The organism is Pigmentiphaga sp. YJ18 (assembly GCF_038066655.1).
Taxonomy (GTDB): domain Bacteria; phylum Pseudomonadota; class Gammaproteobacteria; order Burkholderiales; family Burkholderiaceae_B; genus Pigmentiphaga.
Genome location: NZ_JBBUKU010000002.1, coordinates 1,081,719 through 1,095,442 on the forward strand (window position 1 = coordinate 1,081,719; position 13,724 = coordinate 1,095,442).

12 protein-coding genes are annotated in these 13,724 nt (G+C 68.1%); 4 read left to right on the forward strand and 8 right to left on the reverse strand.

What is annotated here, in order from left to right; all coding sequences use genetic code 11:
* Nucleotides 1–12: 12 nt before the first annotated feature.
* The gene (locus WKR98_RS18905; protein ID WP_341434368.1) at nucleotides 13–1,227 is read left to right on the forward strand and encodes a formyl-CoA transferase; all 1,215 of its coding nucleotides are present in this window, start codon (nucleotides 13–15) and stop codon (nucleotides 1,225–1,227) included.
* A gap of 133 nt (nucleotides 1,228–1,360) precedes the next feature.
* Nucleotides 1,361–3,544, forward strand: coding sequence for a ferric-rhodotorulic acid/ferric-coprogen receptor FhuE (gene fhuE / locus WKR98_RS18910; RefSeq protein WP_341434369.1), 2,184 nt, complete (start codon nucleotides 1,361–1,363; stop codon nucleotides 3,542–3,544).
* A gap of 9 nt (nucleotides 3,545–3,553) precedes the next feature.
* Here fhuE and WKR98_RS18915 read toward each other — a convergent pair whose 3' ends face one another.
* The 7 genes from WKR98_RS18915 to WKR98_RS18945 all read right to left on the reverse strand — a co-directional run bounded on the left by WKR98_RS18915 (nucleotide 3,554) and on the right by WKR98_RS18945 (nucleotide 10,411).
* Nucleotides 3,554–4,966: a GntP family permease gene (locus WKR98_RS18915; protein WP_341434370.1), complete on the reverse strand. Its 1,413-nt coding sequence runs from the start codon at nucleotides 4,964–4,966 to the stop codon at nucleotides 3,554–3,556.
* Nucleotides 4,967–5,062: 96 nt separating this feature from the next.
* Nucleotides 5,063–6,187 carry a porin gene (locus WKR98_RS18920; RefSeq protein ID WP_341434371.1) on the reverse strand — a complete coding sequence of 375 codons (1,125 nt, stop codon included), beginning with the start codon at nucleotides 6,185–6,187 and terminating at the stop codon, nucleotides 5,063–5,065.
* Between the two features lie 65 nt (nucleotides 6,188–6,252).
* Nucleotides 6,253–7,290 (reverse strand): aromatic ring-hydroxylating oxygenase subunit alpha, encoded by a 1,038-nt coding sequence (locus WKR98_RS18925; RefSeq protein WP_124689186.1) that lies wholly within the window; start codon nucleotides 7,288–7,290, stop codon nucleotides 6,253–6,255.
* A gap of 12 nt (nucleotides 7,291–7,302) precedes the next feature.
* A complete protein-coding gene (locus WKR98_RS18930) occupies nucleotides 7,303–8,289 on the reverse strand; it encodes an ABC transporter substrate-binding protein (protein ID WP_341434372.1) in 987 nt (328 codons plus the stop codon).
* 29 nt (nucleotides 8,290–8,318) lie between these two features.
* Nucleotides 8,319–8,621, reverse strand: coding sequence for a recombinase-like helix-turn-helix domain-containing protein (locus WKR98_RS18935; protein ID WP_341434373.1), 303 nt, complete (start codon nucleotides 8,619–8,621; stop codon nucleotides 8,319–8,321).
* A 130-nt stretch (nucleotides 8,622–8,751) separates the two neighbouring features.
* On the reverse strand, nucleotides 8,752–9,348 hold the full coding sequence (locus WKR98_RS18940) for a TetR/AcrR family transcriptional regulator (protein WP_341434374.1): 597 nt from the start codon (nucleotides 9,346–9,348) through the stop codon (nucleotides 8,752–8,754).
* Nucleotides 9,349–9,523: 175 nt separating this feature from the next.
* Entirely contained in the window at nucleotides 9,524–10,411 is an 888-nt protein-coding gene (locus tag WKR98_RS18945) for a LysR family transcriptional regulator (RefSeq protein ID WP_341434375.1), read from the reverse strand.
* Between the two features lie 116 nt (nucleotides 10,412–10,527).
* Here WKR98_RS18945 and WKR98_RS18950 point away from each other — a divergent pair, with 116 nt between their 5' ends.
* Nucleotides 10,528–11,340 (forward strand): amidohydrolase family protein, encoded by an 813-nt coding sequence (locus WKR98_RS18950; protein ID WP_341434376.1) that lies wholly within the window; start codon nucleotides 10,528–10,530, stop codon nucleotides 11,338–11,340.
* Nucleotides 11,341–11,349: 9 nt separating this feature from the next.
* The gene (locus WKR98_RS18955; protein WP_124689180.1) at nucleotides 11,350–12,306 is read left to right on the forward strand and encodes a tripartite tricarboxylate transporter substrate binding protein; all 957 of its coding nucleotides are present in this window, start codon (nucleotides 11,350–11,352) and stop codon (nucleotides 12,304–12,306) included.
* Nucleotides 12,307–12,327: 21 nt separating this feature from the next.
* Here WKR98_RS18955 and WKR98_RS18960 read toward each other — a convergent pair whose 3' ends face one another.
* Entirely contained in the window at nucleotides 12,328–13,692 is a 1,365-nt protein-coding gene (locus tag WKR98_RS18960) for a 3-deoxy-D-arabino-heptulosonate 7-phosphate synthase (protein ID WP_341434377.1), read from the reverse strand.
* Nucleotides 13,693–13,724 lie beyond the last annotated feature (32 nt).

The following is a 13,724-nucleotide window of genomic DNA, read 5'->3' on the forward strand; positions in this document are numbered from 1 at the left end:
AAGGATTCCAGAATGGAGACATCGCTGCATGGCGTCCGGATACTCGACCTGACTCATGTCCAGGCCGGCCCGAGCGCGACCCAATTGCTGGCGTGGCTGGGCGCCGAGGTCATCAAGGTCGAACCGCCGCAGGGCGACATCACCCGCCACCACCTGCGACACGCCGACGGCATCGACAGCCTGTATTTCTCGATGCTCAACTGCAACAAGCAATCCGTGGTGATCGACCTCAGGCAGGCCGAAGGCGTGGCGCTGCTGCTGCGGCTGGCCCGGCGCTGCGACGTGCTGGTCGAGAACTTCGCGCCAGGCGTCATGGACAGGCTCGGGCTGGGCTGGGAGACCCTGCATGCCGCGCAACCCGGGCTGATCGTCGGCTCCATCAAGGGCTTCGGCGACACCGGCCCCTACAAGGACCTGAAGGCCTACGAGAACATCGCTCAGGCCATGGGCGGCGCGATGAGCGTGACTGGCACAGCCGACGGCCCGCCCACCGTCAGCGGCGCGCAGATCGGCGACTCGGGCACCGGCCTGCACCTGGCCGTCGGCCTGCTGGCCGCCCTGCACCAGCGCACGCGCACGGGCCTGGGCCAGCGGGTCGAATGCGCCATGATGGATGCGGTCATGAACCTGGGCCGCGTCAAGTGGCGCGACCACCAGCGGCTGGCCCATGAGCAGGATGCCGGTGGCGACCTGCCCCGCGCCGGCAATCATTCCGGCGGCGCCTTGCCGGGCAACACCGTCCGGTGCAAGCCCGAGGGCCCCAACGACTATCTCTACATCGTCCTTCAAGACACCACCTGGGAACCCCTGGCCCGCTTCCTGGGCGGCGAGGCGCTGGCGCGCGATCCGCGCTTCGCCACGGCGGCCGCCAGGCAGCGCAACCAGGGCGCGCTCTGGGCCCGCATCGAGTCCATCACCCGGCGCCACACGAAGACGGACATGTTCGAGGCCCTGACGAAGCTGGGCGTCGCCTGCGGCCCCGTGCTGGGCACGGGCGAGCTGGCCGCCAACGACCACGTCCGGCAGCGCGGCATGTACGTGCACATCGACGACGCCCGGCGCGGCCCCTGGGCCACCGTCGGCATGCCCATCCGGCTGTCCGGCTCGCACGTGGACATCGTGCGCGCACCCTACCTGGGCGAGCATACGGACGCGGTCCTGCACGGCCTCGCGGAACTGGACGACGCCGCGATCCAGGCGCTGCGGGAACAGCGCGTCATCGGCTAGCAGCGCTCTCCTCCGGCCCCAGACTGTTGCCTTCAGCAAACATTCGAACAAAAAGTAAACATAAGTACAAATGAAAACAATTATTATTCAATAATAAATTGGGGAACTCAAACCGACCATCATGAGGGAGAAAATGGCAGCCCGCCCAGCCGTACCCGTTCGACTCAAGCAGCTCAGCCTGTGCATCGCCGCAGCCCTGCCCCTGTCCACCCTGGCGCAGGAAACTCCGGCCGTGTTGCCGGCAATCACGGTGAACGCCGCCCCCGAGGGCGAGGACTCCGCCACCACCGAAGGCACCGGGTCATACACCACGACGGGCCCCTCCCGCACCGCCACCCCGCTGGGCCTGAGCCTGCGCGACACGCCCCAGTCCGTGACGGTGGTCACGCAGCAGCGTTTCGAAGACCAGCGGTTGCAGACCATCACGGACGTGCTGAACAACACCACGGGCGTCTCGGTGAACCAGTACGAGACGCATCGCGCCCAGTTCAACGCGCGTGGCTTCGACATCAATGCCTTGATGATCGACGGCGTGCCGACCACCTGGGACCAGCCCTGGAGCTCGGGCGAGATCTTCAGCAGCCTGGTCACCTACGACCGGGTGGAAATCGTGCGCGGCGCGACCGGGCTGACCACCGGCTCGGGCAATCCCTCCGCGGCCGTCAACATGGTCCGCAAACGGGCCAGCAGCAAGGAATTCACCGGCGCCGCGGAACTGGACCTGGGCAGCTGGAACCAGCGCCGCGGCATGGTCGACCTGTCCACCCCGGTCAATACGGCCAAGACGGTGCGGCTGCGTGTCGTGGGCGAACACGCGGAACGCGACAGCTGGGCCGATCGGCTCAGCAACAAGAATCAGACGCTGTTCGCCACGCTGGAAGCCGACCTGACCAGCAACACCCTGCTGACGGCGGGCCTGAGCTACCAGAAGGGCAAGGCGCGCGGCCCGATGTGGGGCGGCCTGCCGCTGTGGTACAGCGACGGCACGCCCACGAACTGGGACCGATCCAAGAGCGCGGCGGCCGACTGGACGCGCTGGAACACCACCTACCAGACCTATTTCGCCTCGCTCCAGCACCGATTCGACAACGACTGGCGGGTCAAGCTCAGCTACAACCGCAGCGAACGCAAGGCCGACTCCTACCTGCTGTACCTGTCGGGCGCGCCCGATCGGACGACCGGCCTGGGCATGACCACCTTCGCCGGTTCCTATGACGTCAAGACGACCCAGGACGACGTGGCGGTACAGGCCGACGGCCCGTTCGAACTGCTGGGCCGCAAGCACCAACTGGCCTTCGGCTACGTCTACGCCAACCAGAAGTTCAACGCCGATGCGCGGGCGGCCACGCCGGCCGGCGGCCTCGCGCCGGATTTCAACGCCTGGAACGGCTCCTTCCCGGAACCCGTCTGGGGCGCCCCCACCTTCTACGAGAACGGCACCACCACGCAGCAGGCGCTGTACGGCGTCGCGCGCTTCAACGTGACCGATCCGCTCAAGGTGATCGTCGGGGCCCGGGTCACCGACTACCGCAAGAAAGGCGACGTGGCCTACAGCGGCGCCTACGAGGTCAAGAGCGACAACGAAGTGACGCCCTACGCCGGCGTGATCTACGACCTGAACGACACGTACTCGCTCTACGCCAGCTACACCAACATCTTCCTGCCCCAGAACGCGCGCGACGTCACCGGGCGCTATCTCGATCCCGTCAAGGGCAAGGCCATGGAAACCGGCATCAAGGGCGAGTTCCTGAATGGCCGGGTGAATGCGTCCGCGTCCGTGTTCCACATCAAGCAGAACAACCTGGCACAGCAGACCACGGACACGGTGCCCGGAACCAACCCGCCGGAAACGGCCTACCGCGCCGTGGACGGCGCGACCAGCAAGGGCTTCGAGCTGGAAGTCGCGGGCGAACTGGCTCCCAACTGGAACCTGAGCGCCGGCTACACGCACTTCCGGGCCAAGGCCGCCGACGGCACGGACGTGAACAGCCTGTATCCGCGCCGGCTGTTTCGCCTCTTCACCACCTACCGCCTGCCCGGCGCATGGAGCGGGCTGACGCTGGGCGGCGGCCTGAGCTGGCAGGGCAAGACCTACACGCATGCCGCCAACCCGCTGGGCGTGGTCGAGAAGGTCGAGCAGAAGGACTACGCCCTGGTCGGCCTGATGGCGCGCTACGAGATCAACAAGCAGATGACCGCGCAGCTGAACATCAACAACCTGTTCGACAAGAAGTACTACGGCATGTTCGCGGCCTACAGCCAGCTGACCTACGGCGCGCCGCGCAACGTCACGGTCAGCCTGAAGTACAAGTTCTGAACGCCCGCCTCAGAACCCGCCGAACATCGTGCCCAGTGCGATGACCAGGGCCAGCGCCGGCAGCGGAAAGAGGATCGTCACGGCGGCGATGTCTCCATACGACTGCCGGTGCGTCAGCTTGCAGATGGCCAGCAGCGTGATGATGGCGCCGCAGTGCGGCAAGGTGTCCATGCCGCCGGCGGCCATCACGGCCACGCGATGCATCAGCTCGGCGCTGATGCCCGCCTCGTGGGCCATGCGCAAGTAGTCCTGGCCCAGCGTCTGCAAGGCGATGCTCAGGCCGCCCGAGGACGAACCCGTGATGCCAGCCAGCACGTTCATCGCCACCGCCTCGGAAATCAGCGGATTGCCGGGCGCCACGTTCAACACCGTGTCGCGGATGATGGCGAACCCCGCCAGGCCCGCGATGATCGCGCCGTAGCCCACTTCGGAAGCCGTGTTGAACAGCGGCAGCATGAAACCGAACACGCCCTGGTTGATGGTGTCCTTCAGGTTGTTCCAGTGCTTGAGCCGCAGCAGCACCAGCACCGTGCAGGCCGTGGCCAGCGCGATGATCAACGCCCACAGGCCGACGATCTTTTGCGGTTCCAGGTCGGGGAAGCGCCGGGCCAGGAACGAGAAATCCACCGCCGGGAACACCACGTAGGTGAACAGGGCGTTGATCCCGACCACCAGCAGCAGCGGCAGCAAGGCCAGCGGCACGGGCATGATCGACCACCGGGCATCCTGCTCCGCGCGGCCGTCGGTGGGCGCGCCCTCCTCCGCGTCGTCGTGGTCGCCGTAGCCTTCACCCGCGGCCTGGGCGGAAGCGGCGCGGCGGCGCAGCCACCAGGTGCCGCCCCCGAACATGATCGCGGCCGCGATGATGCCCAGCCCGGGCGCCGCGAAGACGTTGGTGCCGAAGTACGGGATGGGAATCGCGTTCTGGATGGCGGGCGTGCCGGGCAAGGCCGTCATGGTGAACGTGAAGGCCCCCAGCGCGATCGTGGCGGGAATCAGCCGCTTGGGTATCCGCGCCGCCTTGAACAGGTCGACCGCGACCGGATAGATCGCGAAGGCCACGACGAACAGCGACACGCCGCCATAGGTCAGCAGCGCGCAGGCCAGCACCACGGTGACGATGGCGTGCTTCTCGCCCACGCTGGCCACGATCCAGCGCGACAGCGTATTGGCCGCCCCCGAGTCGGCCATCAATTGGCCGAACAGGGAACCCAGCAGGAAAATGGGCAGGAACTGCAGCACGTAGCCGCTCAGGGCGGTCATGAAGGTGCCGGTATAAATGGGCAGCAGCAGCGCGGCGTCGCCCGACAGCACCACCGCCAGCGCGCCCATCAGCGGCGCCAGCAGCAGCACGGTAACGCCGCGATAGGCCAGGTACATCAACAGCGCCAGGGAAACGACGATGGCGAGCGTGCTGGTCATGGGACTCCTTGGGGCAAGGCATGGCAAAGCCCCATCATCTCATGCCGACACGACAGTTTCCGGTCCACGCCAGGCCCGCGGCCCCGGCCTGGCCCGCTAGAACGAATGCCGCAGCCCCACCATCACCCCCATCTGCCCCTGCCCCGCCTTGGGCGACCACGGCACGATGCTGCTGCTGGACACCGAGAACACCGCCCCCGCGCCGCTGTTGCCCATGTGGGCCAGCATGGCGTAGGCGGCGGTGCGCTTCGAGAAGCTGTAGCTGGCGCGGCCGACCAGCATCGTGCCCTTGGCCTGGTAGGCGTTGGCGATCATGCGCGTGGCCTGCGCGTTCAGGGTCCAGCTGCCGATCGGATAGGTCGCGCCCACGAAATACAGGTTGGTCGAGACATCGGCGGCGCTGCCTTCGATGCGGCGGTGCATCCAGCCGGCGCCCAGTTTCAGATCGGCGATGTGCAGGTAGCCGTTGGCCATGTAGCGCCGGTCGCGGCTGTCGGACGACGCGATCGCGACCCCGGCCACGCCCGGCACCACCACCGCCGGGGCGGCGCCGGGACCGCCGCGCTGTTCGTCGATGACGGCCGCCACGCCCCAGCCGCCGCCGTCGTACTTCAGCAGCCCCGACCATCCGCGGCACGCCTGGGCGTCTCCGGGGCGCTCGCCGCCGCAATTGCCCGCGGCGGAGGTATCGCGGCCCAGGGAATAGGTCGCGCCCACGGTCAGGCCGCCGAACCTGCCGCGGTAGGCCAGCGAGTTGTCGGCGCGCGCGTTGGGGATGTAGCTGTCGAAGCTCGCCATGCTGAACACCGACGGTCCGATCACGTCGGCGTCCATCAGCGACCAGGCCAGCATGGTCGATTGGCGCCCCAGGGTGAAGCTGCCCCATGGCCCCTCGACACCGACGATCGCGGTGCGCCCGAACAGGCGGCCCGCCTGGCCGGACGAACCCGAGTCGGCGAAGAAGCCGCTTTCCAGGTTGAAGATGCCGCGCCAGCCGTTGCCGAGGTCTTCGTTGCCGCGCAGGCCCCAGCGCGACGGCAGCTGCCCACCGGTCAGCGTGGGCATGCGCACGCCCGATCCGCCGCTCGCGCTGGCATGGGTGATGTATTCGACGCCGGTATCGATGGCGCCGTACAGCGTCACGTTGCCGGCGGGCGACTGGGCCAGGCAAGGCAGGGAAACGAGGGCGAGCGCGAGCCCCCCTGAAAGTCCGAGTTTCATGGTCGTTCCTGAGGAAAGGAGGATATCGGGCAGGCCCGCCCGAGGGGACTACTCGTCGTTGCCGTTCAGTGGACCGCCGCGGCCTGTTCGGCCTCGACCTGTTCCCTGGCCAGCTTCTCCATCACGCGCCTTACCCGCACGAGACCGAGATCATGGGAATAGAGGTTCTCCTGGCTGCGCGCGTGGCGCGCCAGGCTTTCGATGACGACGCGATCCTGTTCCAGCACGTCCCAGTGCAGGCCTTCCAGGCGGTTGCGGTACAGGAAGCGCCACAGGTTGCGCTCGAAGCCCTGGGACTTGCGGATGCGCCAGAAGTACACCTGGCAATTGCCGTCGTCGACGGGCGTGACGAAGCCCACGATGAAGAACTCGCCGCCGCCATACTGCGGACGATAGGGAACGGACAGGCGGATCCACAGCGAGGACGTGTGGCCGAACTCGACCCAGTCGAAGTTCACGCCGCGCTGGCCGACCTTCTCGAAGACCAGGCCGCAGTCGGTGTGGCGGATGACCATTTCCGCCTTCTTGTCGCCCTCGGCCATCGAATGCGAGTTCGAATGCAGATAGGTCCCGTGCATGAGGTCCATCACGTTATCGATGGCGTAGCGGTAGTTGCACTTCCAGTTCTGCATGCACAGGAAGCCGGAGTACTCGTCGTTCGTCATTTCCTCGGGCAGCGCGAACGGCCTGGGCTGCCCGTGCTCCATGGACCCGAACCACAGGAAGACGGCGCCGCCGTACTCGACCACCGGATAGGACCGCAGGCATTTCCTGCCCACGAGCTGGCTGCTTTCCAGCGCCGGCACGTCGGCCACCTTGCCTTCGCCGTCGACCTCCACGCCGTGGTACCAGCAGGCGATGCGCTCGCCCAGGTTCCAGCCCAGCGACAGGCGGGCGCCGCGATGGGGGCAGCGGTCCTCGACCGCGCGCACCGTGCCGGCGCGATCGCGCCACAGCACGATGTTCTCGGAAAGCCGGGTGATGCCCAGCGGGGTATCGCGCACGGCATAGCTGGGTGTGACGGGGTACCAGAGGTTGCGCAGGCCGGTTTCCACGCGGGTCGCGGCGGCAAGGGCCAGGCCGTCCTGGACGATGGGGTTCATGGGGATGTCTTCCTACTGTTTCGCCGGCACGAAGTCGTTCGTGAACAAATCGTTCAGCGGGACCGCGCGCGAGATGATGCCTTCGTTCAGATAGAACGCCTGGAGCGTGGCGACGCGGTCCGGGTCGATCGCGCCCAGCCGGGGCTGGCCCTGGTAGACGGTGGCGTTGTACAGCCGCAGGACCGACTCCACGTACTTCTCCCGCCCCTGGTACCCCGGCACCGCCTTGACGTAATCGGCCGTGGCCGCGACCGGATCGCGCGAGATGTCGGCCAGGCCGCGCAGCGTGGCCTTGACGAACTTGCGGATCAGCTCGGGCTCCTTCCTGATGGTCTCGTCCGAAGCCAGGATGGCCTGGGCCATGCTCTTGAAATAGCGGTCCGCCGGAATCAGCTCGACCTTCACGCCCGCCTCCTGCGCGCTGACCGTCCACTCCGGCACCGAGGCCAGCGCGGGGATCTTCTGTTCGGCGAAGAGCTGCCAGACCGAGGGGCCGCTGGCCTGGATGTCGACCGACGACTTCGGCAGGCCGTTCGCCCGCAGCATGCCCAGCAGCGCGTAGTAGGTCGTGTCGGCGTAGGACATCGCGCCTATGGTCTTGCCCTTCAGGTCCGGGATCCCGCCCGGCGCGGCGGCGCGGTTGATGGCCAGGTGCATCAGCGAGGCGCCGCCCAGTACCGCCACCGCCTTGACCGGCACGCCGTTGGGCCGGACGATGATGGGCGTATCCCCCACGCCGCCGCCCAGCGGCGCATTGCCCGCGCCCACCTGCTTGGCGACGTCGGCGCCGCCCTTGCCGACCACGAAATTGATCTTCAGGCCCTCTTGCGCGTAGTAGCCCTTCTGCTGCGCGATCATCCACGGCGCGAACGCGGGCAGGCTGGGCGGGGCCGGCAGCAGATAGGTCACGTCCCGGAGGTTTTCCGCCCGTGCCTGCGGGAGCATCAGGGACACGGCGGCGATACAGGCGGCGGCTCTTGCGGCGGACAGCAGGCTCATGGCGGCTTCCTTGGGTGAACGTGGGCGGCTTAGTAGCCGAGGCGGGACATTTCCTGTTCCAGGCTCGCGGCGCTCCAGGCCCGTCCCGACAGGTTGGCGACGCCGGCGGTGTTCAGGTGGTCGGCGAATTGCTGCGACGTCCTGGCGCCTGCCAGGTAGGCGCTTTCGATCGCATCGGCCAGCGCGTTCTCGTAATCGGTGGGAGCCGATTCCCTGCTCTGCCAGCGAAGGTTCACCCCTTCGCCGGGGGCTTCCACCATGCCCAGGCCCGCGTGCGGACTGGGCTCGTTCCCCTTCCATCTGCTCAGGTGGACGTTGAATTGCTCGGGCATACCTTCCTCGCGATGAGTCGGCCAGAAACGGCGCTGGCATTGAGTTTTTTCTATTCCTAAAACTAGGAATAGAGAGCAGATTATCGACCGCGAAAAAAGGTGTCAAGAATTTTCAGACTAGCGAAAACGCCTACTTCACGATGCCGTGCAGGATGAGGCGCGTGGCGAAATCCAGGTAGCGTCCGGTCAGGTCCTCGGCGTCGGGCTCGCCGTTGAACAACACCTTGAGCATGGGCTGGGCATCGACGAAGAAGGTGCACAGCCCCAGGAAGGCGACATGCAGGAAACGCGGGTCGATGGCATCGAGCTGCGGATCGCCGTCGCGCCCGACCAGCAGCGCCTCGCTCAGCGCCAGGCCGCGCAAGGCCACGCCTTGCAGCGTGTCGATGCGCTCGGGCGTGTCGACGTGGCTGTAGATCTCGTTGAGCACCAGTTGCAGGAAGCGCGGATTGTCCTTCAGCGCCTCGATCAGCAGGACCAGGCGCTTGCGGATCCGCGCTTCCAGCGGCGCATCCTGCCCCAGCATGACCTGGCTCCTGGCCTGGAGCTGGTCCATGATATGCGTGGCCGCGGCGCGCATCAGGCCCTGCTTGTTGGTGAAGTAATACCGGATCAAGGCGGGATCGACGCCGGCGGCCGTGGCGATTTCGAGCACGCTCAATTCCTGCGGCGTCTTGGTCTTCATCAGCGCGATCGCCGCGTCGATGATCGCGGCCTTCCCCACCATGGTCCTCTCCGTGGGATGGCCGGCGGAGCGCTTGATTCGTGGCTTCTTGCGGGGCGAGGGATCAGGCATACGTGTCGTCGGTGGGACTCGGCAACGCGCAGTGTACCGGTCATTGGTGCCGGACAGGCGGCCCCCTGCGCGGGACTACCGCGCGGCTTGGTGACGCGCCCCGCGCTTACTGTCCCGCCCCGCACGCCCGCACGAAATCGTCCGCCAGCCCCGCCACGGCGCGCTTGGGCCAGATGGCGCTGACGTCGAAGCTGGGCAGCCTCGAGCCGTCCACGACTTCGCAATAACGCACGCCGGCGAAATCCAGCGACCGTATCCAGCTGGGCAGGAGCGCGATGCCGCAGCCGCCGGCCACGCACGCCAGCACGGTCAGGGTCCGGTTCGCCTCTTGCACGATTTCCGCGTCCAGGCCCTCCTTGCGAAACGCGTCCATGACGGACTCGTAGAAGGTGGGTAATTGCTCGTGCGGAAACATCACCAGGCCGGCGCGGGCGATGTCCGCCATTGACACCCGGTCCTGGCCGCCGGGCAACAGGTCTTCCGGTACCGCCGCCACCAGGCGTTCACGCATCAGCACTTTCTCGTGCATGACCCCGGACAGGGCCACCGGCGTGTGCACCAGCGCCACGTCGATTTCGCCGCGCGACAAGGCCTGCGCCTGTTCGGCGTTGCTCATCTCGCGCAGCACGACGCGCAGGCCGGGAGCCTCGTCGCGCAGGGCGCGCAAGGCGCGCGGCAGGATGTCGACCAGCGCGCTGGAGACCAGGCCGACGCGCAGCACCCCGGCCCGCCCCGCCGCGATCGCCTGGGCCGCATCGATGGCATTGACGATGCGAAAGACCCCGCGCCGTACTTCCTCGGCGATCTGCCGCGCCGCCGGCGTGGGCTCGGCGCCGCGCCGCGACCGCTGGAACAGTTTCACGCCCAGTTCGCGTTCGAGCCGCGCCAGGGACTGGCTCAGGGCCGGCTGGGCCACGCCCAGTTTCTCGGCCGCCTTGCTCAGGCTGCCCGTATCCAGGACCGCGATGAACTCTTCCAGACGCCGGATATCCATCACAAAACCTTATATAAAAACATGCTGTGCTGGATAGATAAATATAACAAGCCTTCCTAGAATCGGCCCGAATCCGGCACTCGCCCCGGCCGGACCCGACTCTGGAGAGATTCCCCGTGGCCGACCCCACGCCCCCGCTGATCGATGCCCACGCCCATGTCTTCGCCCGTACGCTGGCGCTGGCGCCGGACCGCCGCTACGCGCCGCAGGCCGATGCGCCGCTGGAGGACTATCTCGGACACCTGGATGCGCACGGGCTCGGGGCCGGCGTGCTGATCCAGCCCAGCTTCCTGGGCACGGACAACGGCTACATGCTCGATGCCATCCGCCAGGCGCCGAACCGCCTGCGGGGCGTGGCGGTCGTGGACGAGCATGCCGCGCCGGCCGAACTGGAGCGGCTGGCGCGCGGCGGCATCGTCGGCATCCGGCTGAACCTGATCGGGCAGCCGCTGCCGCTGCTGGATCAAGGCGGCTGGCCCCGCTTGCTGGCGTGCCTGCGGGCGCTGGACTGGCATGTCGAAGTCCACGTGGAAGCGGCGCGCCTGTCCGCTATCGTCGGCCCGCTGCGCGCGGCGCAGTGCCGCGTGGTGGTGGACCACTTCGGCCGGCCCGCCCCCGCGCTGGGAGCGGCCGACCCCGGTTTCCGATGGCTGCTCGAGGCCGCCCGCGACGACGGCGTCTGGGTCAAGCTCTCGGGCGCCTATCGCAACGGGTCCGAGCCCGCCGGACCGGCGGCGCGCCAGGCCGCGCGACTACTGATCGAGCATGCCGGACCGGACCGCCTGGTCTGGGGCAGCGACTGGCCCCACACCCAGCACCCCGGCGTGACCTATGCGCAAACCTTTCAGGCACTCGCCGACTGGATCGGCGACATCGATCTACGCCTGCGCATCCTCGCGGCCAACCCGAGCCGCTGCTTTGCATTCTAAGGAGACACCATGATCCGCATTCCCGTCCTGGCCACCCTGGCCTTCGCCCTGCCCTTGTCGGCCGCGCACGCGGCCTGGCCCGAGAAAGCCGTCACCCTGATCGTCACCTATCCGCCCGGCGGCACGGTGGACACGGTGGCCCGCATCATCGGCCCCAAGCTGTCGGCCCGGCTCGGCCAGTCGGTCATCATCGACAACAAGGGCGGCGCCGGCGGCATGATCGGCGGCGCCGCCGCGGCCCGCTCGGCCCCCGACGGCTACACCTTCATGCTCGATGCCTCCAACCACGCTCAGAACCCCGCGCTGCAAAGCAAGATGAGCTTCGACACGCTCAAGGCCTTCGACTCCGTATCGCTGCTGCTGCGCGTGCCCAACGTACTGGTGACCTCGCCGCAAGGCAAGATCGCCTCGGTGCAGGACCTGATCCGGAACGGCAAGTCCAAGACCCCCGCCTACTTCGCCTCGGCCGGCCCCGGGTCGGCGCAACACCTGGCCGGCGAACTGTTCAACGTCATGGCCGGGACCTCGCTCGTCCACGTCGCCTACAAGGGTGGCGGCCCGGCCATGGTCGACGTGATGTCCGGCCAGGTGCCCATCATGTTCGCCAGCCTGGGCTCGGCGTGGACCCACATCCAGAACGGCAAGCTGCGGCCCATCGCGGTCGGCGGCGACAAGCGCTCGGCCGTGCTGCCGCAGATTCCCACCATCGCCGAATCCGGCGTGCCGGGCTTCTCGTCCTACGAGTGGAACGCCGTGTTCGCGCCCGCCGGCACTCCCAAGGCCATCGTCGACCAGATGTCGGCCGCGCTGGCCGACGTGCTCAAGGATCCGGACATCAAGTCCAAGCTCGAAGGCATCGGGGCCGAACTGGTCGGCTCCAGCCCCGCCGAACTCGAGACCTTCCGCCGCGCGGAGATCCAGAAGTGGCAGGACGTGGTCAAGAAGAGCGGCATCACCGTGAACTGAGGTTCGCGATCGCCGGCAAGATCAGCGCGGCTTGCCGGCAATCGCGGCCATCAGGTCGTCGACATGCACCATCAGCCCGCGCACCTGGCGCAGCCGCGGATACTGATCCAGCACCGCCGCCCAGCCCGGCGCATGCAGCAATTCGTTCCAGACCGGTTCGAGCTCCCGCGGGTCCGCGTCGCGCCCTGCTTCCAGCGCGCCGGCGAACGCCAGGCTGGCCGGTGCCGACAGCAACTGCATGCGGCTGGCCGCGCCCAGCAGGCGCGGCGTGGGTTCGGCGGGCGCGTCGCAGCAGTACAGCACCGAACGGGCCAGGCCCGCTTCGTCGGCGGATAGCGCGCGCAGCGACGCTCCGCGCAAATGCACCGTGCCTTCGCCGGCCTGGAACGGATAGACCCTGTGTTCCTCGGCCTGCGCCAACAGGCGCACGCCGCGCCGCAACCGCGGCAGGTCGGTCGTCGCCGCCTCGATGGAGGCCTTGGCTTCGACCAGCAGGCGGACGTCCCAGGCCGGCTCGCCCTCTACCTCCGGCGCGCGCCGCAGCAGGACCGCGTCCCACTCGGTCTTGGCGTGTTCGTGGCTGGCCGGTATCAAGGACGGCACCCGCATCGACGTCACCACCCGATAGGCCGCTTCGGCATGTTCTTCCTTGCACAGGCGTTCGGCCAGCGCCCCGAGCGCACGGGCGGCCGACGCCTCGACGGCCTTGCCGCGTTTCTGCGAAATACCGCCTTGCGCGACGGCCTCGGCGCTTCCCGGGGGCGGTCCATGCCGCTCCCGGAGCGCTTGGTAGTGGCGCACGAGTTCGTCCGAGGCCAAGGCGTCGAGGCGTTGCAGGCGAGCCAGGGCCGGGTTGTCCAGCAACTTGGCCAGGCCGGTCTGAAGCGGCGTGTCGCCGGCGATGTCCGGCCTGGCCAGCAGGCGCGGCAGGGCCGTATGGACGTCGCGCCAGGACGCGTGGGAAGCGGCGGCGCGCCATCGCGCCAGGGCTTGCCGCACCGGCCCATCGGGCATGCGTTGCAGCCGGGCCGGATGCGCCACGGCATCGACCGCCGCCCGGACCTGCCGGCCGTCCTGGCCGGCACGCGCGACCAGCGAGGCGTATTCGCGCACGTGCGCATGGCGGTGCCTGAACACCATGGCCTGGATGACCGGGTCGCCGGATCCCGGTTGCATCGCTTCGCGGATCAGGCAAGCAAGCGCCCCGGTGAAGGCCCGTGCCAGCTTCGCGTCCGGCCGCCCTCCATCCGCGGCGGCCCGGCGGGCCTGCTCGATGGCCAGCGCGAGCGCGGCCGACGGATGGGCCGCGGGTTTTCCGGGCAGCCAGAGCGCATCCGGCGGCAGGCCGTAGCGGCGCGGGACCGATTGCAGGATGTCATCGAGCATCGGACATTCACGCCGATGCGTTGAAATCAAGA

What these genes read in the sequence shown, in the direction of transcription:
- WKR98_RS18905 (WP_341434368.1), top strand. Translation starts at nt 13, where the DNA reads ATGGAGACATCGCTGCATGGCGTCCGGATACTCGACCTGACTCATGTC.
- fhuE (WP_341434369.1), top strand. Translation starts at nt 1,361, where the DNA reads ATGGCAGCCCGCCCAGCCGTACCCGTTCGACTCAAGCAGCTCAGCCTG.
- WKR98_RS18915 (WP_341434370.1), bottom strand. Translation starts at nt 4,966, where the DNA reads ATGACCAGCACGCTCGCCATCGTCGTTTCCCTGGCGCTGTTGATGTAC.
- WKR98_RS18920 (WP_341434371.1), bottom strand. Translation starts at nt 6,187, where the DNA reads ATGAAACTCGGACTTTCAGGGGGGCTCGCGCTCGCCCTCGTTTCCCTG.
- WKR98_RS18925 (WP_124689186.1), bottom strand. Translation starts at nt 7,290, where the DNA reads ATGAACCCCATCGTCCAGGACGGCCTGGCCCTTGCCGCCGCGACCCGC.
- WKR98_RS18930 (WP_341434372.1), bottom strand. Translation starts at nt 8,289, where the DNA reads ATGAGCCTGCTGTCCGCCGCAAGAGCCGCCGCCTGTATCGCCGCCGTG.
- WKR98_RS18935 (WP_341434373.1), bottom strand. Translation starts at nt 8,621, where the DNA reads ATGCCCGAGCAATTCAACGTCCACCTGAGCAGATGGAAGGGGAACGAG.
- WKR98_RS18940 (WP_341434374.1), bottom strand. Translation starts at nt 9,348, where the DNA reads ATGGTGGGGAAGGCCGCGATCATCGACGCGGCGATCGCGCTGATGAAG.
- WKR98_RS18945 (WP_341434375.1), bottom strand. Translation starts at nt 10,411, where the DNA reads ATGGATATCCGGCGTCTGGAAGAGTTCATCGCGGTCCTGGATACGGGC.
- WKR98_RS18955 (WP_124689180.1), top strand. Translation starts at nt 11,350, where the DNA reads ATGATCCGCATTCCCGTCCTGGCCACCCTGGCCTTCGCCCTGCCCTTG.
- WKR98_RS18960 (WP_341434377.1), bottom strand. Translation starts at nt 13,692, where the DNA reads ATGCTCGATGACATCCTGCAATCGGTCCCGCGCCGCTACGGCCTGCCG.